Raw genomic sequence first — 26,985 nt, forward strand, 5'->3', positions numbered from 1 at the left:
AGTGGAACCCATGTCTGAGAACTTCCAGCCGGTCCAGCCCGCGGCCGGCGAAGGCGCACTGGAGAACCACCTCGGTGGCGACGAGGCGCGCAACTACCGCAAGTACGAGTACGACATGGTGGCTCCGCACGTCGGCCGCTCCCTGCTGGAGATCGGCTCGGGACTCGGCCACTTCTCCGAGCAGTTCGCCGGCCGCCTGGACTACCTGGCCGTCAGCGACAACGACCCGTACTGCGTCGAGCAGCTGGAGAAGCGCTACGCCGAGGACCCCGACGTCGAGGTGCTGTCGCTGGCGCTGCCGGCGAAGGTGGAGATCCGCCAGAAGGTCGACACCGTCGTGATGATGAACGTCCTGGAGCACATCGCCGAGGACGCCCAGGCGCTCCGGGACCTGGCCGCGGTGGTCGAGCCCGGCGGGCGCATCGTCATCTGGGTGCCGGGCTACATGCAGCTCTACGGGGACTTCGACCGCAAGGTCGGGCATGTCACCCGCTACACGCCCAAGACGCTGGGCACCACCATCGCCGCGGCGGGCCTGGAGGCCGAGGTGCTCAAGCCGATCAACTTCCTGGGCGGCATCGCCTGGTGGGCGGCGGTGCGCCGGGGCGGCGTGGGCTACCCCGACCCCCGGCTGGTGAAGATCTACGACCGGACCGTGATCCCGACCACCCGGTTCCTGGAGCGGCTCTTCCGGCCCCCGTTCGGCCAGACGGTCTTCGCCGTCGCCCGGGTGCCCGAATAGGCGCCGCGAAAAGTTCAGGTACTGAAAACTGCGGCCGTCGCATCGGGAAGTCTCCCCGTGCCGGAGGCGGGTACGGGCCGACAATGAGGGTGGCCGCTGAAGCGCTCGCTCGCCTCTCCGCCCCGGACGGGGCGGGTGCGCCCCGAGCAGGCGTCGACCGGGGCCAGCCACAAATTCCCGTGTGGTCCGACGGCCCGGTGGCAGGGGGGTGGAGAGGATTCTCCGGCCATCGGGTCCGGCACCGACCATGATCGCTGAGGGCGATAATGGCTGGGTTATGTCCGGTTCACCTGTCATCCTGGATATATGCCCCCACCCTCTCCGCTGATCGGCCGGACCGGGGAACTGGCGCGCCTGCGCGAGGCGCACCGCCGGCTGCCCGGCGTCGTGCTGGTGGGCGGCGAGGCGGGCGTCGGCAAGACCCGCCTGGTCCGCGAGTTCACCGCCGGCTGCACCGGGACCAGGGTGCTGACCGGCGGCTGCGTGGAGCTCTCGGCCGAGCTGCTGCCGTTCGCGCCCTTCACCGCCGCGCTGCGCGGGCTGGTGCGCGAACTGGGGACCGGCGGGATCGAGGAGCTGCTGCCCGGCGCGCGGGGCCTGGCCCGGCTGCTGCCGGAGTTCGGCGACCCCGACGAGGCGCCCGCCGACGAGGCCAGGGCACGGCTGTTCGAGCTGGTGCTGACCCTGCTGGACCGGCTGGCCGAAAGCGGTCCGCTGATCCTGGTGATCGAGGACGCGCACTGGGCCGACCGCTCCAGCCGCGACCTGCTGGACTTCCTCATCCGCAACCTGGCCGGCTCGGTGCTGGTGCTGGTCACCTACCGCAGTGAGGCCCTGCACCGCGACCACCCGCTGCGGCCGCTGCTGGCCGAGCTCGACCGGGTGGACCGGGTGGAGCGGCTGGAACTGGGCAGGCTCACCCGGGCCGAGACCCGCCGGATGCTCGGCGAGGGCGTGGACGCGCGGCGCGCGGCGGAGGTCTTCCGGCGCAGCGAGGGCAACCCCCTGTTCGTGGAGGCACTGGCGGGCGAGGAGTCGGCGGAGCTCCCGGAGTCGTTGCGGGACCTGGTGCTGGCCGGGGTGCGGCGGCTGCCCGGCGCGTCGCAGGAGCTGCTGCGGATCGCCGCGGCGGGCGGACAGAGCCTGGAGGACGGCCTGCTGGCCGCCGTGGCCGGGCGGGAGGGGGCGGCGCTCGACGAGGCGCTGCGCCCCGCCGTGGAGGCGAACGTGCTCGCCGTGGACGGCGAGGGCTATGTCTTCCGGCACGCGCTGATCCGCGAGGCCGTCCGCGACGACCTGCTGCCGGGGGAGCTGAGGCGGCTGCACCTGGCCTACGCCCGGACGCTGGAGGAACGGCCGTGGCTGGTGCCGCCGGGCCGGGCCGCGTCCGAACGCGCCTACCACTGGTATGCGGCACGCGACCTCCCCCGCGCCCTGGAGAGCGCCTGGCTGGCCTCGGGCGAGGCGATGAGGTCGGCCGCGTACGCCGAGGCGCTCGCGCTCTCCGAACGGGTCCTGGAGCTCTCCGAGCAGGTGCCCTCGGATCTCGACCGGACGGAGGTCCTGCGCCGGGCGGTGACGGCCGCGGAGCTGTCCGGGGAGCTGGACCGGGGGATCGAGCTGGCGGGCGTCGCGCTGGAACGCGTGGACGAACCGGTGGCGCGGACGGAGCTGCTGAGCTGCCGCGGCCGGATGAACCTGCATCTGCACAGGGTCGAGGGCGCGGCGGACCTGCGGGAGGCCGCGGCGCTGCTGGCCGACCGCCCGCCGTCCGCGACCCGGGCCAGGGCGCTGGCCACACTCGCCAAGTACCTCTTCAAGATCCCCGACTCCCTGGACGAGACCTGGCGCGCGGCGCGGGAGGCGGTGCGCGCCGCCCGCGAGGTGGACGACGCGACCGCGCTGACCAGCGCGCTGATGACCCTGGCGCTGCACGACGACGAGCCGGACGAGACGCGGCTGGCCATGCTCGAGGAGGTCGAGCCGCTGCTGGGGCGCTGCGAGGACTACAACGAGGTGCTCCGGTACAAGCTGAGCGTCTCGCACGTGCTGGAGTCCGCGGGCCGGCACGAGGAGGCCCACCGGGTCGCCCGCTCGGGGCAGGAGGATGCCGTCGCCCGCGGGCTCGGCCGCATCATGGGCACGATCCTGGCCTACAACGCGGCGGAGCCGCTGGTCTCCCTGGGCCGCTGGGACGAGGCGCTCCAGATCATCGAGGAAGTGACCGAACGGCTCCCGCTGAGCCGCCACATGGGCAGCCTGCGCGGCCTGGCCGGGGAGATCCACACGGCGCGGGGCGACCTGCGCAGGGCGGCGGCCGACCTCGGCTTCTCCCTCAAGGCCGTCAGGCGGGGACCGGTGCGCCGGGCCGAGGACCTCTTCGCGGTGGTCCGCCTGGAGGTCTCCCTGCGGCTGGCGGAAGGAGACCACGAGGGGGCGCGCAAGGCGGCGGAGCCGCTGCTGGATCCCGGGGAGATGGCGGACGCCGCACGGTACTCCTGGCCGGTGCTGATGCTGGTGGCCCGCGCCTGCCGCGACGAGAGGGAACTGGATCCCTACCTGCGGCGGGCCGCGGCGCTGCGCGTCGTCGGCCCGGTCATGGCCGCGCACCGGCTGTCCTTCGAGGCCGAGTGCGCACCCGTCACCGGCTCGGGCGCGTCCTGGACGGAGGCCGCCGAGGCGTGGCGGGAGGTCGGCCAGCCCTACCGGGAGGCCTACGCCCTGCTGCGCGCGGCCGCGGCGGACCGGAACGGTGCCGCGGAGCGGCTGGAACGTGCCCGGAAGCTGGCCGCGGACCTGGGCGCCGCCCCGCTGCTGGCCGAGATCGAGGAGGCGCACTCCCGGCTGGGCGGCACGACGGCGGTGCGCGGGCTGACCGCGCGGGAGGTCGAGGTCCTGCGGGAGCTGGCCGAGGGCAGGGCCAACCGGGAGATAGCGCATCTGCTGTCCATCTCGGCCAAGACGGTCAGCGTGCATGTGAGCAACATCCTGGGCAAGCTCGGGGTCTCCTCCCGGGGCGAGGCCGCGGCGATGGCGCGGAGGCTCGGCCTGTGAACGGAAACTTCTATGGGGAATGTCCGGTCGTGCTGGCATTCTGGGGAGCGTGAGCGTGGGTATGGGCGGGGTGAGCCCGGTGCTGGTCGGGCGCGAGACCGAACTCGGCGCGCTGGACGGCGCGTTCGCCGGCGTCCTGACGGGGACGGCGCGGGCGGTGCTGCTGGGCGGCGAGGCCGGGGTCGGCAAGTCCCGCCTGGTGGAGGAGTTCTCGGCCAGGGCCCGCGCCCAGGGCGCGCGGCTGCTGCTGGGCGGCTGCCTGGAACTGGGCGTCGACGGCTTCCCGTTCGCGCCGTTCACCGCGGTGCTGCGCCAGCTCGTCCGGGAACTGGGCACCGACGGGGTGGCCGAGCTGGTCGGCGGGCGCACCTCGGAGCTGGCCCGGCTGCTGCCGGAGTTCGGCGAGCCGGAGGGCGACGGCTCCGGCCACCACCAGGCCCGGCTGTTCGAGCTGGTGCTGACCCTGCTGGACCGGCTCGCCCAGCGCGGCCCCGTCGTGCTGGTGATCGAGGACGCGCACTGGGCCGACCGCTCCAGCCGCGACCTGCTGGCCTTCCTCATCCGCAACCTCGGCGCGGTGGCCGCGCTGATGGTCGTCGTCACCTACCGGACGGACGAGCTGCACCGCGGCCATCCGCTGCGCCCCCTGCTGGCCGAACTGGACCGGCTGGAGCGGGTCGCCAGGCACGAGCTGGACCGGCTGACCCGCCAGGAGGTCGGCGAGCTGATGACCCGCCTGCGCGGCACCGAGCCCGACGGCGGCCGCGTCGAGAAGTTCTTCACCCGCAGCGAGGGCAACCCCTTGTTCGTCGAGGCGCTGATGGAGGCGGACGGCCGCATCGCCTGCGAGCTGCCCGAGTCGCTGCGCGACCTGCTGCTGGCCGGTGTCGAGCGGCTGCCGGAGGAGACGGGGGAGCTGCTGCGGGTGGCCGGCGCGGGAGGCGTCCGCATCGAGCACCGGCTGCTGGCCGCCGTCAGCGGCCTGGACGAGCGCGCCCTCACCCGCAGCCTGCGGCCCGCCGTGGAGAACAACGTCCTGGTGGTCGAGGGCGAGGGCTACCGGTTCCGGCACGCGCTGATCCGCGAGGCCATCCACGACGACCTGCTGCCCGGCGAGCACACCCGCCTGCACACCCGGTACGCCGAAGCCCTGGAGGACGACGTCACCCTGGTGCCGCCGGGCCGCGCGGCCGCCGAGCTGGCCCACCACTGGTACGCCGCGCACAACCTGGAATGGGCGCTGATCAGCGCCTGGAAGGCGGCGCAGGAGGCCGACCGCGCCGCCGCGTACGCCGAGGAGCTGCGGATGCGCGAACGCGTCCTGGAGCTGTGGGAGCGCGTACCGGACGCGGAGCAGAAGATCGGCGCCACCCGGCAGGAGGCACTGCGGCAGGCGGTCTGGGCGGCGGAGTGGGCGGGGGACGGCGAACGCGGCATCAAGCTGGCCTCGGCCGCGCTGCGGGAGGCGGACGACCCGCTGAGCCGGGCCTGGCTGCTGGAGCGGCGCGGCCGGATGCGCCACCAGCTGGGCCGCAGGGACTGGCTGGAGGACCTGCAGGAGGCCGTCCGGCTGGTGCCGGCCGAGCCGCCGTCCGCCGCACGGGCCCAGGCCCTGGCCGCGCTGGCGCAGCACCTGTTCCTGGGGGTGGGGGTCAAGGAGGCCAAGCGCACGGCCGACGAGGCGCTGGAGGCGGCGCGGGCGGCCGGCGACCGCAAGTCCGAGGCGCACGTGCTGCTCAGCCTGATCTGCCTGATGGACGAGCCCGACTACGAGAAGGGCGTCGGCGAGGAGGGAGAGGGCTGGTACCTGCTGGACCAGGCGGAGCGCATCGCCGAGGAGATGGGCGCGGGCCAGCTGATGCTGCGCGGCGCGATCAACCGCTCCCACCTCCTGGAGGGCTCGGGACGGCACGCCGAGGCGGTCGAGGTGGCCGCACGCGGGATCGAACGGGCCAAGGAGATCGGGCTCTTCTGCATCCAGGGCTCCTTCCTCAGCATCAACCACGCCGAGTCGCTGCACTCCCTGGGCCGCTGGGACGAGGCGGTGGAGGTGATCGAACGGGCGCTGGAGGCCGACCCCCCGCGGGCGCACAGGGCCTGCCTCGTGCTGCTGCGCGGCGAGCTCGGCCTTGCCCGCGGCGACCACCCGCTCGCCGAACGGGGGCTGGAGGTGGCCTACCAGTTCAGCCGCTGGGAGGTGGACCGGCGCCTCCAGGAGCACTACCCGGTGCTGCGGCTGGAGGCGGGGCTCCGCCTCGCCGAAGGCGACCCCCGGGCGGCGCTGGCGGCGCTGGAGCCGGTCCTGAAGGCCACGGGGCGCCCCGACGACAGCCGGTACGCCTGGCCCGTCCTGGCGATCGGCGCGGCGGCGTGCCACACGGTCGCGGAGCTGGAGCCGCTGGCCGCCCGCGCCGCGGGCCTGGCCGTCCAGGGACCGGTCCAGCGGGCGTGGTCGCTGACCTTCCGCGCGGAGTCCGCCAGGTGCCGGGGACGGGACCCCCGCTGGGACTCCGTCGCCGACGCCTGGGCGGAACTCGGCCAGCCCTACCCGCGCGCCCAGGCGCTCTACCGGGCGGCCGAGCACGACGCGGCGGAGGGGCGGCGCGCACGGGCCGTGGAACGGCTGGCCGAGGCGGCCGTCCTGGCCCGCGACCTGGGCGCGGCGCCGCTGCTGGCGGACGTCGAGGACCTCAGGCAGAGGCTGGGCTCGGGAGCGCGCGCGTCCTCGTCGCACGGGCTGACCGCACGGGAACTCGAGGTGCTGGCGCGACTCGTCGACGGCGGATCCAACAAGGAGATCGCCGAGGCCCTGTTCATCTCGGCGAAGACCGCCAGCGTCCACGTCAGCAACATCCTCGCCAAGCTCGGCGTCTCCTCCCGCACCGAGGCCGCCGCCGCGGCCCGCCGGCTGGGCCTGCTCGCGGGCGACCGCTCCTCGGTGGCCTGAGCGCGTCTTAGGCGTCCTCGCCGGGTCTTAGCCCCGGGGTCACCTGGATTTCCTCCTGGAATAAGGCATCTGCCTCATGTGCGGGGGAGGGTCTTAGCGCGAGATTGAAGGTGTCGGAAGCGGCGTCGAGGAAAGCCGAGGACACCATGCTGCACCACGATTTCAGCCGGGCGGTCATCAAGGACCGGGTCGCGCGCTACCGCGAGGAGGCGCAGGCCGACCAGGTCGAGCAGGAACGCGAGGAGCCCTCCAAGCGTTCTGGAAAGACCGGGGCCAAGTCGGTCTTCCTGCGGGTAGCGCGGTCGTTACCGCGCCTGCTGTAGGCGGAGACGGGGAACATGCCATGTCCCAGATGGCGTGTTCCCCGTCTCCGTATCCGGCGTCAGACGCCCAGGGCGGCGATCGAGTCGTCGTCGCAGGTCTCCCAGAAGCCGCCCGCGACGTCCTCGAGGTGGCTCAGGGACTCGGCGCGGAACAGGACCGTCTGGTACTTGGTGATGTCGTAGTCGGTGAGACCCATGGCACGGATGTCCAGCGGCAGGACGTCCATGGCGCGGAACTCCTCGATCTCCCCGTAGGAGGAGAGGATGCCCGCCCCGTAGGCCTTCAGCTCCCCGCCCTCCAGGAGCACCCCGAACTCCAGGGTGAACCAGAAGACCCGGGAGACGAACTCCAGGGCCTGCCTGCTCTCGACCCGGCGGGCCGCCTCCCCCGCCGTCCGGTACAGGGCGGCGAACCGGTCGGAGGCCAGCGCGTTGGCGTGCCCGATGACCTCGTGGACGACGTCCGGCTCGGGCGTGTAGAGCGGCATGCTGTGGTGCCGCAGGTACTGGGTCGAGTGGAAGAGCCCGTCGGCCAGGGAGCCGTAGAACTCCCGCAGCGGCACCAGCCCGGCGGCGGGCAGGTAGCGGAAGCCGGTCAGGGGCTCCAGCAGGTCCGAGACCTCCTGGAGCTGCGGGACGCGGTCCGCCGGCAGTTTCAGGCGGTCCTTGGCGTCCAGGAACTCCTGGGCCGCGTAGCGCCGGTGCCGTGACGCCAGCTCCGCCGAGACCAGCCGCCACACCTCCTGCTCCTCCTCGGTGTAGGCGACCTCGGGGAGCGGGTCGCCCCGCCGGTGGCCGACGGCCAGACCGGCGATCAGATCGCGGCGCTCGCGGTAGGCCGGGTCGGCGAAACCCGGATGGTCACGCGCCAGCCGCACCGTCACCCTGCCGTGCTCGTCCTCGTTGACGGGCGAGAAGTACTGGGCTTCCTCGAACACGTCCGCGCCTCCTCGTCGAAGCGTCGTCTGTTCCTGTGAATGTGCCCACTCCGCGCTTGATCGACCGGTCTGGAGGCACGTCACCGCAGGTCCACGCGCCGGTTTGGCGAAACGTCCGAAGGACCGCCGCGGCCGCCCGGCCGGGTTGTGACTATGTCCGCAGTTCAGGGGGCGGTTTGGCGGGGGGCGGGACCATGGCGGATGCTTTGTCGGTGACATCTGTGAACGAGCTGCGGGGAATCCTGCACGGGTTGCCCGGGGTCGACCAGGTCGGCGTCGAGGCGCGTGCGGCCCGGCTGGGCACCCGGTCGGTCAAGAACGAGAGCAAGGCCAGGGCGGTCGACCTGGCGATCTCCATGGTCGACCTGACCTCGCTGGAGGGCGCCGACACCCCCGGCAAGGTCCGCGCGCTGTGCGCCAAGGCCGTGCACACCGCTCCCGGCGCGCCGACGGTCGGCGCGGTGTGCGTCTACCCCGACCTGGTGAAGGTCGCCGTGGATGCCCTGCGCGGCTCCGGAGTCGGCGTGGCGTCGGTGGCGACGGCCTTCCCGGCGGGCAGGGCGCCGCTGGCGGTCAAGCTGGAGGACACCCGGCAGGCGGTCGCCGACGGGGCGAGCGAGATCGACATGGTCATCGACCGCGGCGCGTTCCTGACGGGGGACTACGCCAAGGTGTACGACGAGATCACCGCGGTGAAGGAGGCGTGCGGGGCGGCCCACCTCAAGGTGATCCTGGAGACCGGCGAGCTGGCCACCTACGACAACGTGCGCCGCGCGTCCTGGCTGGCGATGCTGGCCGGAGCCGACTTCATCAAGACCTCCACGGGCAAGATCCAGCCCGCGGCCACCGCGCCGGTCGTCCTGCTCATGCTGCAGGCCGTCCGCGACTTCCGGGAGCGGCACGGGCGCACGGTCGGGGTCAAGCCCGCGGGCGGCATACGTACCACCAAGGACGCGATCAGGATGCTGGTCCTGGTGAACGAGGTCGCCGGACCCGACTGGCTGGACCCCCGCCTGTTCCGCATCGGCGCCTCCAGCCTGCTCAACGACCTGCTCATGCAGCGGGAGAAGTTCGCCACCGGCGTCTACTCCGGCCCCGACTACTTCACACTGGACTGACGCGATGATGAGCGAGATGTTCGAGTACGCGCCCGCGCCCGAGTCCCGGAGCGCCGTACGGATCGAGGACTCCTACGGGTTGTTCGTCGACGGGGAGTTCGTCTCCGCCAAGCGGACGTTCCCCACGATCGACCCGGCCACCGAGGAGGTGCTCGCCGAGGTCGCCGAGGCCGGCGCCGAGGAGGTCGACCTGGCGGTGGCCGCGGCCCGCACCGCGTTCGAGCGGGTGTGGGGCCCGATGTCCGGCCGGGAGCGCGCCAAGTACCTCTACCGGATCGCGCGGATCATCCAGGAGCGCTCGCGGGAGCTGGCCGTCCTGGAGTCCATCGACAACGGCAAGCCGATCCGGGAGACCCGCGACTTCGACCTGCCCCAGGCCGCGGCGCACTTCTTCTACCACGCGGGCTGGGCCGACAAGCTGGAGTACGCCGGGTACGGCACCACCCCGATCGGGGTCGCCGGGCAGATCATCCCGTGGAACTTCCCGCTGCTCATGCTGGCCTGGAAGATCGCACCGGCGCTGGCCTGCGGCAACACCGTGGTGCTCAAGCCCGCCGAGACCACCCCGCTGACCGCGCTGGCCTTCGCCGACATCTGCCGCCAGGCCGAGCTGCCGCCCGGCGTCGTCAACATCGTCACCGGCGGCCCGCAGACCGGGCGGCTGCTGGTGGAGCACCCGGGCGTCGACAAGATCGCCTTCACCGGCTCCACCGAGGTCGGCCGCGCCATCGCCCGCGCCGTGGTCGGCACCGGCAAGCGCCTCGGCCTGGAGCTGGGCGGCAAGGGCGCCAACATCGTCTTCGACGACGCCCCGCTGGACCAGGCGGTCGAGGGGATCGTCGACTCCATCTTCTTCAACCAGGGCCAGGTGTGCTGCGCCGGATCGCGGCTGCTGGTCCAGGAGTCGGTGGCCGAGGAGCTGCTGGCCCGGCTGAAGGAGCGGACGGCCACGCTGCGGCTCGGCGACCCGCTGGACAAGAACACCGACGTCGGGGCGATCAACTCCGCCGCGCAGCTGGCCCGGATCAGCGAGCTGACCGCCTCGGGGGAGGCGGAGGGCGCCGAGCGCTGGTCCCCCGAGTGCGCGCTGCCCGAGCGCGGGTTCTGGTTCGCGCCCACGATCCTCACCGGGGTGGCGCTCAGCCACCGCGTCGCCCGGGAGGAGATCTTCGGTCCCGTGCTGTCGGTGCTCACCTTCCGCACCCCCGCTGAGGCCGTCGAGAAGGCGAACAACACGCCCTACGGCCTCTCGGCGGGAGTGTGGACGGAGAAGGGCTCCCGCATCCTGTCCATGGCCCAGAAGCTGCGCGCGGGCGTGGTGTGGGCCAACACGTTCAATCGGTTCGACCCGGCCTCGCCGTTCGGCGGCTACAAGGAGTCGGGTTTCGGCCGCGAGGGCGGCCGTCAGGGTCTGGAGGCATACCTTGCCCAGTAAGTCCAAGAAGCCCGGGAGCGCCGGGCGGCCCGAGCCCAGGGGCGCCGCGGCGGCCGGGGGCGCGGCGCGGCTGCGGGTGCGCAAGACCTACAAGCTTTTCATCGGCGGGGCGTTCCCGCGTTCGGAGTCCGGCAGGTCCTACGTCGTGAACGACAGCAGGGGAGAATTCCTCGCCAACGCCTCCTGGGCCTCCCGCAAGGATGTGCGGGACGCGGTCGTCGCCGCCCGCAGGGCGTTCGGGGGCTGGTCCGGGAAGACCCCTTACAACCGGGGTCAGATTCTCTACCGGATCGCGGAAATGCTGGAGGGCAGAGGACGGCAGTTCGTCGAGGAACTGCGCGACGGCGGCCTTTCCCGGGAAGCGGCGGAAGCCGAAGTGGACGCGGCGGTGGACCGGTGGGTCTGGTACGCCGGATGGGCCGACAAAATCGCGCAGGTGGCCGGCGCGGTCAATCCCGTCGCGGGGCCGTTCCTGAATGTCTCGACGCCGGAGCCGACCGGCGTGGTCGGGATGCTCGCGCCGCGCGAATCCCCGCTGCTGGGACTGGTGTCGGTGCTGGCCCCGGCCATCGTGACCGGCAACACCGCGGTGGTCGTCGCGGACTCGCCCCTGGTGGCCGTCACCTTCGCCGAAGTGCTGGCGACCAGCGACCTGCCCGCAGGGGTCGTCAACATCCTCACCGGCCCGCGCGAGGAACTCGCGCCGTGGCTGGCGGGCCATATGGACGTCAACGCCGTCGACCTCGCGGGCGCCTCCGAAGAACTCGCGAACGCCTGCGAGACGGCGGCCGCGGGAAATCTGAAGCGCGTGCTGCGCCCCGCCGCGACGGACTGGTCGGCCGACCCCGGAACGGAACGGATGACCGCACTCCTGGAGACGAAAACCGTGTGGCATCCCATTGGGGTGTAACAGCGCGTAAAGGGTTCTGGTCAAGATGGGTGTAGCAAGAAGGTAAGTGTGGAATATCTCCCCCCGTAGCTGATCACTACGGGGGGATGGATCAGTGCCTACCAAAACGACAACGCGTGCGGCCGCTCGCCGTAGTACCGCGAAGAGCCGCACCCCGGCCGCCAAGAAGACGACCGGCAGGAAGTCCACGACAACCGCGAAGAGCACGGGCGCCAAGCGCGCGCCCGCCAAGCGGACCAGCGCCGCGGCCACGACCGCGACCCGGGTCACCTCGCGGACGGCGGCGTCGAAGACCCGTCCGGCCGCGCGCAGGACCACCACGGCCAAGCCCGCCACCCGCGCCTCGTCACGCACGGCGGCGTCACGGACGGGCACCACGAGCCGCACGGCGGGGAGCACGGGGACGACCTCTCGTGCCACCACCCGGACGGCGGCGGCCAAGGGCACGACCCCGGCCGCGGCGGCGACCAAGGTCAACTCGGCGGCGAGCAAGATGACGACCGCCACCACCAAGATGACCGCGGCCGCCACCAAGGCGGGGACCTCGGCCAAGTCCATGAACGCGGCGATGACCGCGATGAAGAACGCGACCAAGTCGATGGCGACCGCGGCCAAGGCGATGTCGGACGCGGCCAAGGCGCTCAAGACGGTGAAGCAGCCGTCGGCGGCCGCGGCCAAACCGGCGGCCCGGCGCACCACCGCGAGCCGGACGACCACCGGGACCGCAGCGCGCAAGCCCGCCACCCGGCGGGCGGCCGGCACCGCGACGGGCACCCGCGCCGCGACGGGCACGCGCACCAGCGCGGCCCGCAAGCCGGCCACCGGCAGGACCACCGCGACCACCAGGGCCAAGAGCACCGGGACCGGCCGTTCCACCGGCACCCGGGCGGCCGCGGCGAAGCCGTCCGGCACCCGTGCCACGAGCACGCGCGCGACGGGCACCCGGTCGACGGGCACCCGGGCGACCGGCTCCCGCGCGACGGGCACCCGCTCCACCGGCACCCGGGCGGCCGCGGCGAAGCCGTCCGGCACCCGTGCCACGAGCACGCGCGCCACGGGCACCCGGTCCACCGGCACCGCCCGCAAGACGGCGGCCAAGCCCGCGACCCGCAGGACGGCCGCCGGCCGCACCACGGGGAAGGCGGCGGCCGAACCCGTCGGCGAGAGCCCGGCGGTGCGCAGGCCCGCGGAACGGGGCACCGTCCCGTCCCCGCAGCGCGGTCCAGAGCCGTACGCGGGTGCGGAACGCCAGTCCGAGACCGGCTCGTCCCGCAGCGAGGAGCCGGAGCACAAGTCGGGTCTGGCCGGACTGTTCAGCCGGCTTTGACCGCGGCGGCCCGGGCCCCTTCCCCGTCTTCGGGGGAAGGGGCCCGGCGCATGTCGATCAGTGTTCACAGGCCGGGTAATCGTTCCCCGATACCGCCGGGTCGCGGCGGACCGCACGGCGGCCGGACGGCTACCGTGCGCAACCATGCGCCTCGCACTCGCCGTCACCGGTTCCGCGACCCTGCTGCTGCCCCTCGTGCCCGGCCCGGCCGTGGCACGGGACGAACTGCTGCCCGCCCTCACCCGCACGGTGCGCTACAAGGACTACAACCAGGACGTCCAGATCCTCCAGGAGCACCTGAGGCGGTGGGGGTACTCACCGGGGCCCGTCAACGGCCACTACGGGGACGAGACCAGGGCCGCGGTCTGGACGTTCCAGAAGGTCAACGGGCTCAGGCCCCGCATGTACGTGGACGAGCGGACCCGTGACGCCCTCTTCGCCCCCGTCCGGGTCCGGCCGCTGGTCAAGGGCGCGCCGGGCCGCAGGATCGAGATCGACCTGCGCCGCAGGCTGCTCGTGGTGTGGAAGCGCCACCGGCCGGTGGTGGTCACCCACGTCTCGACCGGTGCCGACACCCACTACTGCGACCACGGCCTGTGCGGCTACGCCCGCACCCCGGTGGGGAACTTCCGCGTCACCCGCAGGATCAAGGGCTGGCACACCGGCCGGCTGGGGGCGATGTACTACCCGGCCTTCTTCCACGGCGGCGTGGCCCTGCACGGCTCGTTGAGCGTCCCCCGGCGCAAGGCCTCCCACGGCTGCGTCCGCATCCCCATGCACCTGGCGCGCAAGATCTACCGGCAGGCCAAGGTCGGCACACCCGTCTACGTGCGCAAGCCCGCCAAGCCCGCCAAGGCGTCCAAGCCCACCCGACCCGCCGAGAAGCCAAGGACCGCCAAGCCCGCGAAGACGTCCAAGCCCGCCAGGTCCGCCAGGTCGTGAAGACGGCCGTCCCCACCGGGTCCGTCAGGACCGCCGGGTCCGCTGGGTCCGTGCGGGCGGCCAGGTCTGCCAGGTCCGCTGGGTTCGTGTAGGTGGTCAGGTGCGCTGAGTCGTGAAGGCGGCCGAGCCTGCCGGGTTCGTCAAGCCTGCCAGGCCCGCTGGGTCCGTGCGGGTGGCCGAGTCCGCCAGGTCCGCTGGGTTCGTGAAGGCGGCCGAGCCTGCCGGGTTCGTCAAGCCTGCCAGGCCCGCTGGGTCCGTGCGGGTGGCCGAGTCCGCCAGGTCCGCTGGGTTCGTGAAGGCGGCCGAGCCTGCCGGGTTCGTCAAGCCTGCCAGGCCCGCTGGGTCCGTGCGGGTGGCCGAGTCCGCCAGGTCCGCTGGGTTCGTGAAGGCGGCCGAGCCCGCCGGGTTCGCCAAGCCTGCCAGGACCCGCCAGGTCGTGAAAGCGGCCGAGCCCGCCGGGCCTGCCGGGGACGGGGGGCGGCTCAACGGGCGAGGGGGAGGCGGACGATGAACCGGGCGCCTTCGGTGCTGTCGGCGACGCGCACGTCCCCCCGGTGCGAGTGGGCGATCTCCCGGACGATCGCCAGGCCGAGCCCGGTGCCGCCGGTGTCCTTGTTGCGGGAGGCGTCCAGCCGGGTGAACCGGTCGAAGATCGCCTCGCGCATGGGGGGCGGGATGCCGTCCCCGTCGTTGTAGACCTCCAGGACGGCACGGTCGCCCTCGGTGCGCACCCGCACGTCGATGGTCTTCTCCGCGTGCCGCTGCGCGTTGTCGAGCAGGTTGTTGATCAGCCGGCTCAGGTGCAGGGCGTGGCAGTACACCTCGGCGGGGCGGGCCTCGACGGTGATCCGCGGGTCCTCCGGCCGCCGCGCGATCTCCGTCCGCACCAGCTCGGCCAGGTCGACCCGCTTGCCCCGCGCCGACGCGCCGGCGTCCAGGCGGGCCAGCTGCAGCAGGTCGTCCACCAGCGCCTGCAGCCGGTCCAGGCTGCCCGACAACTTCTCGGCGGTGGCGGGCCAGTCGGCCTCGTCCGGGTACATCATGGCCTCGTCCAGTTCGGCGCGCATCGCGGTGATCGGGGCGCGCAGGTCGTGGGAGGCGTTGGAGGTGAACTCCTTCTCCTTGCGCAGGGACTCGTCGAGCCGGTCGAGGGCCTCGTTGGCGGAGACGGCCAGGGCGCGCAGTTCGTCGTCGTGCCTGGGCAGCGCTATACGGCGTCCGGAGACGTCGCCGCCGGTCGCCTTCAGCCCGATCCGCATCGCCTCCCTGCGGATGTCGTTGACGGGTTTGAGGGCGCGGGAGACGGTACGTGCGGTGCCGACCGCGGTGAGCCCGATGAGGAGCCCGCAGGCGGCCAGCAGCAGCAGGAAGAACCGGATGTCGACGTACCAGGGGATGACGGGGGCGAAGGCGTAGACGAACCAGTCGCCCTCCGGCTCGTAGACCCGGAACACGACGATGATCTCGCAGCCGGGGAAGGTCGCCAGCGTGCACTCGATCCGGCCGACCCGGGTGCTCTCCTCGGGCGGGGTCAGCGTGGAGATGCGGGGCGCCGATCCGAGGTTGCCGGTCCCGGAGACGGCCCTGCCCCTGGCGTCGACCACCTGGATGCCGTCCAGCCAGGCCAGCTCGTCGGTCCGGTGGATCTGCTGGGGCAGGACGTCGCGCTTGATGTCGCGCACGACCCGCAGCGCGGCGGTGGTGGTGCGCTCGATCTGGTAGTTCGTCGCCTGGGTGCGGATCGCCATCAGCGCCAGGAGCGAGGAGCCCAGGAGCAGGAAGGCCATGACCGAGGTGGCGATCACGGTCAGCCGGGTCCTGATGGACCAGCCTTGGAACACCACACCCCCCAGGTCGCCTGCAGCGTCCGGGGGGTGTCAGCGATTCTAGGGCCTGTCTCCGGGATCTTGTCGATGATCGCGGAGGCGGGCCCGGCGTCGGGAGCCGCCGGCGGGGGACCGGCGGCTCACATGCGTTCGGGCACCTCGATGCCGAGCAGCCCCAGGCCGGTGACCAGGGTGTTCAGCGCCAGCGCGCAGATCGCCAGCCGGGGCGCGCGCACCTCGTCGGGCACCGGCCCGTCCGGGCCCTTGACCACCGGGCAGTTCTCGTAGAAGCCGGTGAGCGCGTCGGCCACCCCGTAGAGGTAGGCGGCGAGCTTGTGCGGGGCCACGTCCTCGATGAGGGCGTCGATCGCCGCGCCGAAGCCCAGCAGGTGCAGCACCAGCGCACGCTCGGCCGGGTGCGTGATCGTGATCGGTCCGGTGGCCTGCGCCGGGTCGCTGCCTGCCAGCCGGAAGATCGACCGGATCCGGGCGGCGGCGTACTGCAGGTACGGGCCGGTGTTGCCGGTCAGCGCGATCATGCGGTCGAAGTCGAAGACGTACTCGCTGTCGCGCGCCACCGACAGGTCGGCGTACTTGATCGCGCCGATGCCCACCGCGTGCGCGATCTCCGCCCGGGTCCGCTCGTCGTACCCGCGGTCGGCGATGACCTGCGCGGCCCGCTCCACGCCCTCGGCGAGCAGCTCGGCCAGCTTGACCGGCTTGCCCGACCGGGTGCGCAGGATCCTGCCGTCAGGGCCCAGCACGTTGCCGATGCCGGCGTGGAACGGCTCGGTGTGGCCCAGCCAGCCCGCCTTGCGCGCGGTCTCGTAGACCATCTTCAGGTGCAGCGACTGCGGGATGCCGATCACGTAGACGACCCGGTCGGCGTGCAGCTTCTGCGCCCGGTAGCGCAGCGCCGCCAGGTCGGTGGTGGCGTAGCCGTAGCCGCCGTCGCTCTTGCGGATGATCAGCGGCAGCGGCTTGCCCTCGCGGCCGGTGAAGCCGTCGAGGAAGACGCACAGCGCGCCGTCGTCGACCACCGCGAGGCCCTTGGCCTCCAGCTCGTCGCACACGTCGGCGAGCATGTCGTTGTACATGCTCTCGCCGGCCAGGTCGGCGTCGGTGAGCGTCACGTCCAGCTGGCGGTAGACCTTGTTGAAGTAGGCCTTGGACATGTCGACCAGGCGCTGCCAGATGGCCAGCGTCCCGGCGTCGCCGGCCTGCAGCGCCACGACCCGCGCGCGGGCCCGGGTGGCGAAGTCGCCGTGCCCCTCGCCCTTCTCGGAGGCCTCGAACTTGGCGCGCGCCGCCTGGTAGAAGGCGTTCGGGTCGGTCTGCAGCTCGGCCTCGGCCTCGGCCTCGCCGACCTCCAGCAGGTGCTCGATGAGCATGCCGAAGGGGGTGCCCCAGTCGCCGATGTGGTTCTGCCGGATGACCTTGTGGCCGCGGAACTCGGCGGTGCGGGCGAAGGCGTCGCCCACCACGGTGGTGCGCAGGTGGCCGACGTGCATCTCCTTGGCCACGTTGGGCGCGGAGTAGTCGACCGGGATGGTCTGCGGCCGGTCGGTCACCGGCACGCCCACCCGCTCGTCGTCCAGCAGCAGGGACGCCTGGTGGGCGATCCACTCGTCGGACAGGGTGAGGTTGACGAAGCCGGGCCCGGAGACCTCGACCTTCGCGCAGATGCCCTCGACGTCGAGCCGGGCCACCAGGTCCTGGGCCACGTCGCGCGGGGGCCGTCGCAGCTTCTTCGACAGCGGCAGGGCCACGTTGGCCTGCAGGTCGGCGAACTGGGACGGCCTGATCACCGGGTCGGTGCCGGCGAACTCGGCGCCGAAAGCGGCGACGATCGCGGCCTGCACCCGGGCGGCGAGCACGAGTTGTGGGTCGGACATGCACCAAGGTTATCGGTCGTCCCACCTCCGCTCGACTCGTTATCCACAGCGGGCACACGCGCCTGACAGCACGCTGCCTGCGGCTGAGCGCGCTGAGCGTTCCAGGGGGCGCGTGCTCCTGATGGCGCGCTGCCTGCGGCTGGGCGCGCGCTGAGCGTTCCAGGCGGCATGCGCTCCTGATGGCGCGCATGCCTGCGGCTGGGCGTTCCGCAGGCGGTACGCCCGGTGCCGGGCCGCGGGGGTCCCGGTCCGCCGGGCGGTCCGCGGTCTCGGCGGATCAGCCGGGGATGCCGCCTCCGGACGGTTCGGGTTGCGGCTTGCGGGCGAAGATCGACGGTTTCGACGAGGCGCCCAGCTGCTCCTTCACCCGGTCGATCAGCCTGCCCCTGGAGAGGTCGTAGGCGAGCTTGCAGGCCGCCGCGACACCCCGTGCCCGGGACGCGCCGTGCGCGATGACCACGGCCCCGTTCAGCCCCAGCAGCACGCCGCCGCCGTAGGTCTCGCTGTCGAACCGGGCGGTCAGCGCGGTCAGCTCCCTGCGCTGCAGGGCCGCGCCGAGCTTGGCGGTGCGGCTGGAGGTCAGGGCCTGGCGCAGTTCGGCGGCGGCGACCCGCAGGGCGCCCTCCATGGTCTTCAGCGCGACGTTGCCGGTGAACCCGTCGGTGACGACCACCTCGGCCCGGCCGAGCAGCAGGTCGTGGCCCTCGATGTTGCCGGTGAACTCCAGCGGCGAGGAGGCGAGCAGCTCGTGCGCCTTCTTCACCAGCTTGTTGCCCTTGCCGGACTCCGAGCCGATGCTCAGCAGGCCCACCCGGGGCCGGGGGACGTCCAGCAGGATCTGGGCGTAGGCGGTGCCGAGCATCGCGAACTGCAGCAGCATCTCGGGTTTGGCGTCGGCGGTCGCGCCCGCGTCCAGCAGGACCGTCGGGCGCGGCAGGGTCGGCAGGGTCACCGCGATCGCCGGCCGCATGATGCCGTGCTGGCCCTTCAGCCGCACCGCCGAGGTGGCCACCACCCCCGCGGTCGAGCCCGCCGACACCAGCGCCCCCGCCTTGCCGTGCTTGATCAGCTCGCACGCGATCGCCACCGTGGAGCGGGGCTTGCGCCAGGACGCCAGCGCCCCCTCGCCCATCTCCAGCGCCTGGTCGGTGTGCACGATGGGGATCCGGCCCGCCGCGTCGTGCTCGGCCAGCAGGGTCCGCAGCCGCCGGGCCGGGCCGACCAGGATGAGCGGCACGTCGTGGTCGCGGACCGCGCTGACCGCGCCCGCCACCGTCTCCCGCGGCGCGTGGTCGCCCCCCATGCAGTCCAGCACCACCGGCAGCAACGGATCTCCTTCTCCTGACGGTCACTCGCCCTTGCAGTCTGCACCCAGGCAGCGGGCGTTCTTCACCAGAGGCTCGCCGGCCACCAGGATCGTGTAGTACTCGGCCTTCCGCTCGGTCAGCGCGGTGCCGAACACCTGGACCTGCTGCCGGTCGGTGGTGGTGCCGGTGCAGCGCACCAGCAGCCTGTCCAGGCCGGCCTCGGGCATGTTCTGGCACGTCAGCGGCTGCGCCAGCCGCTTGCCGCGCGCGTCCAGCTCGGCCTTGGCCGCGGCGGGAAGGCCCTTCAACAGCTCGGCCTGCGTCTCGTAGCGCGTTCCTCCGCCCCGCGACAGGACGACCGCGATGGCGGCTCCCAGGCCGGCGACGATCGCGACGGCGATGGCGGCGACGAGGATCTTCTTGTTCTTCACGCACTGAACGTCACCTGCGGTGATGTCGACCACACGCGACGCCGGGCGGGTTTCCCGGATTTTGACTCCCGCACCGCCCCGTTTTGGCGGGCGGCGGGCAGGCACCGGCCGATAGCGGATCAGTAGCGGCGCGGTGCATGGTGTGGTGACCTGTTTCGTCACCTTGCAGCCGGGTCGGAAGAGGAAGGTTCACGGGCGCGCGCCTCGGGGGTGAACAGCTGACCGCATGGGCCGGGGCGGGCGCCCGTGGACGAGAGCCGGATCAGACGCCGTAGGTGGCCACGATGGAGGCGCGGGCCAGGGTGTGCCCGGTGATGTTGAATCCCACCTGGGCCGCGGGCGCGTCGGCCGGCACCCCCAGGGTCGGGACGTCCAGGGCGTGCACGGCGAACACGTAGCGGTGGGGGGCCCCGGGCGGCGGCCCGGCCCCGCCGAAGGCGTTGTCGCCGTAGTCGTTGCGCCCCTGGACGCCGATCTCGTCCCCGGCGCCGATCCCGGAGGGCAGCTCCGTCACGTGCGCGGGGACGTCCCACAACAACCAGTGCCAGAAGCCGCTGCCGGTGGGCGCGTCCGGGTCGTAGACGGTGACCGCGAAGCTCCGGGTCCCGGCGGGGAAGCCCGACCAGGCCAGGTGCGGCGAGATGTTCTGCCCGGAGTGCCCCCAGCTGTCGAACACCTGGGCCTGGGAGAGCGTGCCGCCGTCGGTCACGTCCCTGCTGGTGAGGGTGAACGAGGGGACTTCCGGGAGGAAGTCGTACGGAAGAGGTGCGGGCATGAAAGTGGCCTCCATCGACCGACCGGTGATGGAGGCCACTCTAGTGACTCACTTGTTGATCGCCTCGTTGTACGCGGCGATCACTTCCTTGGGGTCCCCGTCCATGACGAGCCTGCCGTCGTCCAGCCACAGCACCCGGTTGCAGGTCTCCTCGACCACGTCGAGCTGGTGGGCGACGAGGAAGACCGCGCCGGCGTCCTTGCGCAGCTGCTCGATCTTGGCCTTGCTGCGCCGCCGGAACTTGGCGTCGCCGGTGGCCAGCGCCTCGTCGATGAGCAGCACGTCGTGGGTGCGCGCCGAGGCGATCGCGAAGCGCAGCCGGGCGCCCATGCCCGACGAGTAGGTGCGCATCGGGTACTTGATGAAGCCCTTCTTCAGGCCCGAGAAGTTGACGATCTGCTGGTACTTGGCCTTGACCTCCTCGGGCGACATGCCCATGGCCAGGCAGCCGAGGACGATGTTGCGCTCGCCGGTGAGGTCCTTCATCAGCGCGGCGCCCACGCCCAGCAGGGCGGGCTGGCCGTCGGTGAAGACCCCGCCCGAGTGCGGCGGCAGCAGGCCCGCGATCGCCTTGAGCAGGGTGGACTTGCCCGAGCCGTTGGTGCCGATGACACCGATGGCGTCGCCCTTGTAGGCGACGAACGACACGCCCTTGACCGCGTGGACCGTGGTGGTCTGCGGCCGGTCCTTGCGGCGCAGGACGCGGGCCAGCGCGGTCGCGCCCGAGCCCTTCTCCCTGGCCGCCCCGTACACCTTGTAGACGATGTGGAGGTCGTCGACGACCACGATCGGCTGCCGGGTGTAGTCGATGATGACGGGAGGCGGCGTCATGGCGCGTATCTGCTCCTGCGTCTCAGCCACGTCCGTACCTCTCCTCGGCGCGGTAGAACCAGTAGAAGCCGCCGGCGAAGACGACCACGGCCCAGGCCACGGCGTAGACCCACAGCAGGCCGGGGTTGGCCATGGCCACCTGCGGGTTCGTCTGCGTCACGTACGAGGGGATCATCGCCTGCCGGGCCAGCTCGACGTAGACGAAGCCGGGGTTGGCCTCCATCAGCGTCAGGATCCACTGGTTGTCCCGCACCGTCTCCGAACGGTTGGCCAGGCTGGCCACGGGGAAGATCACGCCGGACACGTAGAGCCAGGTGCGCAGCACGAAGGGCAGCAGCTGGGTGATGTCCCGGGTGAACGCGCCGAGCCGGGCCACGATCATGCTGAGGCCGACGTTGAACAGCAGCTGGAGCAGCACCACCGGGATCAGCAGCAGCCAGGTGGCGGCGGGGGCGACACCGCAGGCCAGCACCAGCGCCACCAGCACGACCAGGGAGATCAGCAGCTGCTGCAGCTCCACCGAGGTGTAGGCCAGCGGCAGCGTGGCCCTGGGGAAGTGCAGCGCCCGCACCAGCGGCAGGTGCCCGCCGACCGCCTTGGCGCTGGTGGTGAGCGACCGCTGGGTGAAGGTGAAGACGAAGACCCCGGTGATCAGCCAGGGGACGTAGTCGTCGATGCCCTTGTGGAGCTCCAGCAGGAGCCCGAAGATGACGAAGTAGACACCCGCGTTGAGCAACGGGGTGAGTACCTGCCAGATCTGGCCCAGCTTGGACGAGGTGTACATCGCCGCCCGCTTGGAGGAGGCGAACGTCCAGATGAAATGCCGACGGTCCCAGACTTTTCTGATGTACTGCCCGAGCGGAGGGCGGGCAGAACTCTGGGTCAGGCCGTGCCGAGCGGCGAAGGCAGCCAGTGACTCGCCGGACTTCCCTTGCGGTGCGGGGGGTGCGGTGAGACTGCCGGCCGGGCCGCTTCCGGGCCGTTCCGGGTGACTCATGGCGCTGAGCTTATTGCAGGCGCAGCCGCGCACGGGACATTCAACGACATGTGATCAGTTCCTATTCGATCTCTCTTCGGGCCTCTCCCCGCACTCCCATATCCTACTATGGAGGTAGGTTTATCGGGGAACGTTCGGCGGGCCCGTTCCGCCACATGAAACCACCGCCCGACGTCGTCATGCCCCGGAGGCCGCCCGGGCACCCCCGCGGGCGGTAGCCTTTGGCGCGTGAGTCGAGAAGGTGTAACTCCTCAGTCTGAAGATTTCTCCGCCTGGTACAACGAGGTCGTCGTCCGGGCGCAGCTCGTCGACCGCGGCCCGGTGCGCGGGACGATGGTGATCCGGCCGTACGGCTACCGGATCTGGGAGCTGCTCCAGAGCGACCTCGACGGCAAGATCAAGGACGCCGGGCACGAGAACGCCTGCTTCCCGATGTTCATCCCCGAGTCGTACCTCAAGCGCGAGGCCGAGCACGTCGAGGGCTTCTCGCCGGAACTGGCCGTGGTCACCCACGCCGGCGGCAAGGAGCTGGAGGAGCCGCTGGTCGTGCGGCCCACCTCCGAGACGGTCATCGGCGAGTACATGGCCAAGTGGATCGACTCACACCGCGACCTGCCGCTGCTGCTCAACCAGTGGGCCAACGTCGTGCGCTGGGAGATGCGCCCGCGCATGTTCCTGCGCACCACCGAGTTCCTCTGGCAGGAGGGCCACACCGCGCACGTCGACGAGGACGACGCCATGCGCGAGACCCTCTGGGCGCTGGACGCCTACGAGAAGGTCGCCCGCGACCTGGCCGCCATGCCCGTCGTCCCCGGCGAGAAGACACCGGGCGAGCGGTTCGCCGGCGCCGAGCGCACCTACACGATCGAGGGCATGATGCGCGACGGGCGCGCCCTTCAGGCGGGCACGTCGCACTACCTCGGCACCAACTTCGCCAAGGCCTTCGAGATCGACTACCAGGACGCCGACGGCAACTTGGTGCTGGCGCACACCACCTCCTGGGGTATGAGCACCCGCATGATCGGCGGCGTCATCATGACGCACGGCGATGACAAGGGCCTGGTGCTGCCCCCGCGGCTCGCCCCCTACCAGGTGGTGATCGTCCCGCTGGGCCGCAAGGAGCAGGCCGAGACCACCGCCGCCAAGGCGCACGAGGTCGCCGCTCAGCTGAAGGCGGCGGGCGTGCGCGTCCACGTCGACGACAAGCGGCCCCAGCTGTCGCCGGGCTTCAAGTTCAACGACTGGGAGATGCGCGGCGTCCCGGTCCGCCTGGAGCTGGGCATGCGCGACATCGACAACGGCGTCGTCACCCTCGCCCGGCGCCTGCCCACCGAGGAGGGCCAGGGCAAGGAGACGATCCCGTTCGACGAGGTCGCCGCCCGCATCCCCGGCATCCTGGAGGACTTCCAGGCGTTCCTGCTGCGCCGCGCCGAGGAGTTCCGCGACTCCCACACCCGCCCTGTGGACTCCTGGGACGACTTCACGGCCCAGATCTCCCAGGGGTGGGCCCTGGCCCTCCACTGCGGCCGTACGGCCTGCGAGGACGAGATCAAGGCCGAGACGGCGGCCACCCCGCGCTGCATCCCGGCGGCGGGAGAGGCCGACTCCGGCGCCTGCGTGCGCTGCGGCGAGCCCTCGGCCTACGGCAAGCGCGTGATCTTCAGCAAGTCGTACTGATCCGGACACGTCGAGAGGGGCCCGCGAAGCGGGCCCCTCTCTGTATTCCGGCAGGGTCAGCCGCGCCCGGCCTCGGCCAGCTCCGCGGCGCGCAGGACGGGATTGACGGGCCGGTCGCGCTCGCGCGTCTCGCGGAGGGGGGTGGGCATCGGCCTGCCCGAGCAGGACAGGTCCTTCTTCGGGTAGACGCCGTCGATGAGGTACTTCTCGACGACGGCGTTCACGCAGGGGTTGTCACCCGCGTAGATGGCGTGGTCGCCCTCGTTCCTGACGGTGACCAGGCGTGAGTTCCTGTATGCCTTGTGGGCCTGGACGGCGCCGCCGTACCAGGTCGCGGGATCGCCTACGGAATGGATCATGAGCACCTTGGGCAGGCCGCGCCCGACCGGCAGAGGCAGCTTGAGCTGTCCGGAAGGCCGCTTCCAGTACACGCACGAGTCGAAGAGCCTGGCGTAACCCATCAACGGATATTTCGGCCCCGCCTGCCCGGAGTAGGTGACGAGCTCCTCCGGCGTGCGCTTGGTCGGTGTGTCGTTGCAGCCGATGTTCATGAAGGTGGGTGTCTGCCCGGCGTACGGGTTGTGTGCTCTCCGCGCGGCCCGGGCTTCTCGGGCATTCGAGGCTTCGGAGAGATCTGCAAGGAACCCCGCCAGGTATTCGAAGAAGTACTTGGAGTACAACGAGGTGACGATTTCCTGGTCCACGTCCTGCGGATAGAGGTCCCAGCTGTTGCCGTCGTAGTCCAGGTATTCGACCGTGCCCGCCTTGACGACGTCGGCGCGGATCCTTTCGTAGGACGCGGTGACGGCCTTCTGGGACGTCCCCAGGCCGTAGGAGCCGTTGTGGCGGGCGGCCCAGCGGGCGAACGTTCCGAACCGCTTCTGGAACGCCTCCGGCTGGGCGTCCCAGGTGGCCTCCCAGGTGCTGGCGAAGTTGACGACGGAGTCGAGGACGAAGCGTCCGGTGTGCTTGGGCCACTTGCGGGCGTAGTAGGCGCCGAGCCAGGTGCCGGCGGAGTAGCCGATCCAGTGGATCTTGTTGACCTTGCGGTTGTCGGAGGTCTTGAGGTTGCGGCGGATCCATTCCAGGTCGTAGACGGTCTGCGCGGTCGTCACGTACTTGGAGGGGAGCTTCTTGTTGCCGCTGTTCTGGCAGGACTTCGCGAACTTCGCGCTTTGGGCGAGGGCCGCCTTGATGTTGCCCGCACTGCGGTTGCGGGGGTCCAGGTTCCGGCTGGAGAACCTCTTGCAGGACGCCTGGGTGCTGTAGCCGGTGCCGCGGACGTCGATGCCGATGATGTCCATGGTGTCGAGCAGCCGGTTGCGGCCTGCGTCGATGAAGACCAAAGGAAGCGTCCAGCCGAGATCGCCGGGGCCTCCGGGGTTGGTGAACACCACGCCCCGGGGCTTCTTGCGAGCCTTGAGGCGGCTGATGTGCAGGGTGATCTTCTTGCCGTTCGGCTTTTTCCAGTCCAGCGGGGACTTGAGCGTGGTGCATTCCACGCGCCGGTAGGCCGCCTTCACCTTTCGTTCGAAGCAGGGTTCCCACTTCAGGTTTTTGACGGCCAACCGCTGGACCGCGGTCCGTGCGGGGTCCTCAGTACGGCCGGGAAGGGCCGACGAAGAGGGGACGAAGGAGACGAGGGAGAGCAGCGTCACCGTGGCCATGACCAGGGCGGGACGGCGCATGGGGGGTCCTCCGGAAAAGAAAGGGAGGGCCCTTGCGGGCCCTCCCACCAGGTGAAGCGGAACTCAGTTTCGGGTGAGCTCGCCGAGCTCCTGGAGGCGCTGCAGCGGGTCGAACTGCTGGGCGGTGCGGGCGTTGGCCCCACCGGGCACGGGGAGCGGCAGGCCCTGGCAGGAGCTGTCGCGCTTGGGGTAGACCCCGTCGATCAGGTACCTGTCGACGGTGTTGTCCACGCAGGCGTTGCCTCTGCCGTAGATGGCGTGGTCGCCCTCGTTCCTGACGGTGACCAGGCGGGAGTTCTTGTACCTCTTGCGCGCCCTGACGGCCTCACCGTAAGGAGTGGCCGGGTCGCCGACGGACTGGATCAGGAGCAGCTTGGGCAGGCCGCGGCCGACGGGACGGGGCAGCTTGAGCTGGCCGGAAGAACGCTTCCACTGCGAGCAGGGGTTGCCGATCTGGGCATAACCGGCCAACGGGTAGCGGGCGCCGTTCTTCTTGGTCCAAGCGGCGTGCTTGGCGGGCGTACGGCCGAACGCGGTGTCGTTGCAGGTGATGTTGAAGTACGTCGGCGTCTGGCCCGCGTCGGGGTCGACGGCCAGGGCGAGACGCTGCGAACGGGAACGGGCCTGCGCTTCGAGGGTGACCGCGCTCAGGAAGTCCAGGGTCTGCGCCAAGGGGATGAAGTTGTTCTTGGAGTAGATGGCCTGGCCGATGAGACTGTCGAGCTCGGTGGCGTAGAGATCTTCGCTCATGCCGTTGGCATCGGTGATGCGGATCTTGCCCGACTTGGCGATCGCGGCCCGGATCCGCTCGTACCGGTTGACGACGGCCTGCTGCGAGGCGCCGAGCCCGTACAGGGCGTTGTACTCGGCGGCCCAGCGGGCGAACGTCCCGAAGCGCTTCTGGAACGCCTTGGGCTGGGAGTCGTCAGAGACCCGCCAGCTCGACGTGAAGTCCACCACGGAGTCGAGGACGAAGCGTCCGGTGCGCTTGGGCCACTTGCGGGCGTAGTAGGCGCCGAGCCAGGTGCCGGCGGAGTAACCGACCCAGTGGATCTTGTTGACCTTGCGGTTGTCGGAGGTCTTGAGGTTGCGGCGGATCCATTCCAGGTCGTAGACGGTCTGCGCGGTCGTCACGTACTTGGAGGGGAGCCGCTTGTTCCCGCTGTTCTGGCAGGCCTTGGCGAACTTCTTCGCCTCGGCGAGCAGCCGCTTGGTGTTGGCGGCGCTGCGGTTCCTGGGTTCCAGGTACGGGCCGTAGACGTTCTTGCAGGTGGCCTGGGTGCTGTAGCCGGTGCCGCGGACGTCGATGCCGATGATGTCCATGGTGTCGAGCAGCCGGTTGCGTTCCCCGTCGATGAACATCAGGGGAGTCGCCCAGCCGGGTCCGCCGGGTCCGCCGGGGTTGGTGAACACCACGCCCTTGGCCTGCTTGAGGGCCTTGAGGCGGCTGATGTGCAGGGTGATCTTCTTGCCGTTCGGCTTCTTCCAGTCCAGCGGCGCCTTGAGGGCGGCGCACTCCAGACGTGCGTACTCGGGGGCGGGGGGCTGCTGGAAACAGGGCTCCCACTTGATGTTCTTGACGGCGATTCGCTGCGTCGGGTCCGGGTCGCTGGACTCTCGGGGGAGTGCCGACGAGGCCGGGGTGAAGGCCACCAGCGAGAGCATCGTCACCGTGGCCGTGACCAGGGCACGACGGCGCATGTGTTCCTCCTCGGAACATGGAGAGAGGCTCCGGGCGATACGGCCGGAGCCTCTCTACTCACAGGATCGTGAGGAGGATCTTACGGGTAAAACGGGCATAAATGAGCAGTTCTTGAAATCT

At 71.4% G+C, this 26,985-nt stretch carries 20 protein-coding genes; 10 read left to right on the plus strand and 10 right to left on the minus strand.

Going from position 1 to position 26,985, the window contains the following annotated elements; genetic code table 11:
- Positions 1 to 10 precede the first annotated feature (10 nt).
- The 4 genes from C2865_RS32645 (at position 11) to C2865_RS39675 (ending at position 7,066) form a co-directional block, all read left to right on the plus strand.
- Entirely contained in the window at positions 11 to 742 is a 732-nt protein-coding gene (locus C2865_RS32645) for a class I SAM-dependent methyltransferase (RefSeq protein ID WP_106402483.1), read from the plus strand.
- A gap of 306 nt (positions 743 to 1,048) precedes the next feature.
- Positions 1,049 to 3,796 (plus strand): helix-turn-helix transcriptional regulator, encoded by a 2,748-nt coding sequence (locus C2865_RS41600; RefSeq protein WP_106402484.1) that lies wholly within the window; start codon positions 1,049 to 1,051, stop codon positions 3,794 to 3,796.
- A gap of 49 nt (positions 3,797 to 3,845) precedes the next feature.
- The gene (locus C2865_RS41605; RefSeq protein WP_269802757.1) at positions 3,846 to 6,743 is read left to right on the plus strand and encodes an ATP-binding protein; all 2,898 of its coding nucleotides are present in this window, start codon (positions 3,846 to 3,848) and stop codon (positions 6,741 to 6,743) included.
- 146 nt (positions 6,744 to 6,889) lie between these two features.
- Complete coding sequence (locus C2865_RS39675) at positions 6,890 to 7,066, plus strand: hypothetical protein (protein WP_157963995.1); 177 nt, start codon at positions 6,890 to 6,892, stop codon at positions 7,064 to 7,066.
- A gap of 59 nt (positions 7,067 to 7,125) precedes the next feature.
- Here C2865_RS39675 and C2865_RS32660 read toward each other — a convergent pair whose 3' ends face one another.
- Positions 7,126 to 8,004 carry a phenylalanine 4-monooxygenase gene (locus C2865_RS32660; RefSeq protein WP_106402486.1) on the minus strand — a complete coding sequence of 293 codons (879 nt, stop codon included), beginning with the start codon at positions 8,002 to 8,004 and terminating at the stop codon, positions 7,126 to 7,128.
- A 212-nt stretch (positions 8,005 to 8,216) separates the two neighbouring features.
- On the opposite strand from C2865_RS32660, the gene deoC reads away from it, so the two are divergent.
- The 5 genes from deoC to C2865_RS39680 all read left to right on the plus strand — a co-directional run bounded on the left by deoC (position 8,217) and on the right by C2865_RS39680 (position 13,736).
- Positions 8,217 to 9,122 carry a deoxyribose-phosphate aldolase gene (gene deoC, locus C2865_RS32665; protein WP_232835924.1) on the plus strand — a complete coding sequence of 302 codons (906 nt, stop codon included), beginning with the start codon at positions 8,217 to 8,219 and terminating at the stop codon, positions 9,120 to 9,122.
- A 7-nt stretch (positions 9,123 to 9,129) separates the two neighbouring features.
- Entirely contained in the window at positions 9,130 to 10,557 is a 1,428-nt protein-coding gene (locus C2865_RS32670) for an aldehyde dehydrogenase family protein (RefSeq protein WP_198653767.1), read from the plus strand.
- Positions 10,547 to 11,467, plus strand: coding sequence for an aldehyde dehydrogenase family protein (locus C2865_RS32675; protein ID WP_408608341.1), 921 nt, complete (start codon positions 10,547 to 10,549; stop codon positions 11,465 to 11,467). The genes C2865_RS32670 and C2865_RS32675 overlap by 11 nt, the downstream gene beginning before the upstream one ends.
- A 94-nt stretch (positions 11,468 to 11,561) precedes the next feature.
- Positions 11,562 to 12,794: a hypothetical protein gene (locus C2865_RS32680; RefSeq protein ID WP_157963996.1), complete on the plus strand. Its 1,233-nt coding sequence runs from the start codon at positions 11,562 to 11,564 to the stop codon at positions 12,792 to 12,794.
- 144 nt (positions 12,795 to 12,938) lie between these two features.
- The gene (locus C2865_RS39680; RefSeq protein ID WP_157963997.1) at positions 12,939 to 13,736 is read left to right on the plus strand and encodes a L,D-transpeptidase family protein; all 798 of its coding nucleotides are present in this window, start codon (positions 12,939 to 12,941) and stop codon (positions 13,734 to 13,736) included.
- 482 nt (positions 13,737 to 14,218) lie between these two features.
- Here C2865_RS39680 and C2865_RS32700 read toward each other — a convergent pair whose 3' ends face one another.
- The 7 genes from C2865_RS32700 to C2865_RS32730 all read right to left on the minus strand — a co-directional run bounded on the left by C2865_RS32700 (position 14,219) and on the right by C2865_RS32730 (position 21,714).
- Positions 14,219 to 15,577, minus strand: a complete 1,359-nt coding sequence (locus tag C2865_RS32700; protein ID WP_157963998.1) for a sensor histidine kinase — start codon at positions 15,575 to 15,577, stop codon at positions 14,219 to 14,221.
- 125 nt (positions 15,578 to 15,702) lie between these two features.
- The gene (gene argS / locus C2865_RS32705; protein ID WP_106402492.1) at positions 15,703 to 17,457 is read right to left on the minus strand and encodes an arginine--tRNA ligase; all 1,755 of its coding nucleotides are present in this window, start codon (positions 17,455 to 17,457) and stop codon (positions 15,703 to 15,705) included.
- Between the two features lie 277 nt (positions 17,458 to 17,734).
- Positions 17,735 to 18,760 (minus strand): phosphate acyltransferase PlsX, encoded by a 1,026-nt coding sequence (plsX, locus tag C2865_RS32710; protein WP_106402537.1) that lies wholly within the window; start codon positions 18,758 to 18,760, stop codon positions 17,735 to 17,737.
- A 45-nt stretch (positions 18,761 to 18,805) separates the two neighbouring features.
- Positions 18,806 to 19,195, minus strand: a complete 390-nt coding sequence (locus tag C2865_RS32715) for a hypothetical protein (protein ID WP_157963999.1) — start codon at positions 19,193 to 19,195, stop codon at positions 18,806 to 18,808.
- A gap of 262 nt (positions 19,196 to 19,457) precedes the next feature.
- Positions 19,458 to 19,970 carry a YbhB/YbcL family Raf kinase inhibitor-like protein gene (locus C2865_RS32720; RefSeq protein ID WP_106402538.1) on the minus strand — a complete coding sequence of 171 codons (513 nt, stop codon included), beginning with the start codon at positions 19,968 to 19,970 and terminating at the stop codon, positions 19,458 to 19,460.
- 48 nt (positions 19,971 to 20,018) lie between these two features.
- Positions 20,019 to 20,801 carry an ABC transporter ATP-binding protein gene (locus C2865_RS32725; protein WP_106402539.1) on the minus strand — a complete coding sequence of 261 codons (783 nt, stop codon included), beginning with the start codon at positions 20,799 to 20,801 and terminating at the stop codon, positions 20,019 to 20,021.
- Between the two features lie 22 nt (positions 20,802 to 20,823).
- Positions 20,824 to 21,714, minus strand: coding sequence for an ABC transporter permease (locus tag C2865_RS32730; RefSeq protein ID WP_408608343.1), 891 nt, complete (start codon positions 21,712 to 21,714; stop codon positions 20,824 to 20,826).
- 312 nt (positions 21,715 to 22,026) lie between these two features.
- On the opposite strand from C2865_RS32730, the gene proS reads away from it, so the two are divergent.
- Entirely contained in the window at positions 22,027 to 23,475 is a 1,449-nt protein-coding gene (gene proS / locus C2865_RS32735) for a proline--tRNA ligase (RefSeq protein WP_106402495.1), read from the plus strand.
- 56 nt (positions 23,476 to 23,531) lie between these two features.
- Here proS and C2865_RS32740 read toward each other — a convergent pair whose 3' ends face one another.
- Together C2865_RS32740 and C2865_RS32745 are read right to left on the minus strand one after the other, a co-directional pair.
- A complete protein-coding gene (locus C2865_RS32740; RefSeq protein ID WP_106402496.1) occupies positions 23,532 to 25,163 on the minus strand; it encodes an alpha/beta hydrolase in 1,632 nt (543 codons plus the stop codon).
- Between the two features lie 63 nt (positions 25,164 to 25,226).
- Entirely contained in the window at positions 25,227 to 26,864 is a 1,638-nt protein-coding gene (locus C2865_RS32745; protein ID WP_106402497.1) for an alpha/beta hydrolase, read from the minus strand.
- Positions 26,865 to 26,985: the final 121 nt, after the last annotated feature.

The sequence above is a fragment of the Actinocorallia populi genome (assembly GCF_002995495.1).
Taxonomy (GTDB): domain Bacteria; phylum Actinomycetota; class Actinomycetes; order Streptosporangiales; family Streptosporangiaceae; genus Actinocorallia; species Actinocorallia populi.

Bases quoted from the DNA above. Each gene is read 5' to 3' on its own strand.
- argS (WP_106402492.1), bottom strand. From the start codon at position 17,457: ATGTCCGACCCACAACTCGTGCTCGCCGCCCGGGTGCAGGCCGCGATC.
- C2865_RS39680 (WP_157963997.1), top strand. From the start codon at position 12,939: ATGCGCCTCGCACTCGCCGTCACCGGTTCCGCGACCCTGCTGCTGCCC.
- C2865_RS32720 (WP_106402538.1), bottom strand. From the start codon at position 19,970: ATGCCCGCACCTCTTCCGTACGACTTCCTCCCGGAAGTCCCCTCGTTC.
- plsX (WP_106402537.1), bottom strand. From the start codon at position 18,760: ATGGGGGGCGACCACGCGCCGCGGGAGACGGTGGCGGGCGCGGTCAGC.
- C2865_RS32745 (WP_106402497.1), bottom strand. From the start codon at position 26,864: ATGCGCCGTCGTGCCCTGGTCACGGCCACGGTGACGATGCTCTCGCTG.
- C2865_RS39675 (WP_157963995.1), top strand. From the start codon at position 6,890: ATGCTGCACCACGATTTCAGCCGGGCGGTCATCAAGGACCGGGTCGCG.
- C2865_RS32740 (WP_106402496.1), bottom strand. From the start codon at position 25,163: ATGCGCCGTCCCGCCCTGGTCATGGCCACGGTGACGCTGCTCTCCCTC.
- C2865_RS32670 (WP_198653767.1), top strand. From the start codon at position 9,130: ATGAGCGAGATGTTCGAGTACGCGCCCGCGCCCGAGTCCCGGAGCGCC.
- C2865_RS32645 (WP_106402483.1), top strand. From the start codon at position 11: ATGTCTGAGAACTTCCAGCCGGTCCAGCCCGCGGCCGGCGAAGGCGCA.
- C2865_RS41600 (WP_106402484.1), top strand. From the start codon at position 1,049: ATGCCCCCACCCTCTCCGCTGATCGGCCGGACCGGGGAACTGGCGCGC.
- C2865_RS32725 (WP_106402539.1), bottom strand. From the start codon at position 20,801: ATGACGCCGCCTCCCGTCATCATCGACTACACCCGGCAGCCGATCGTG.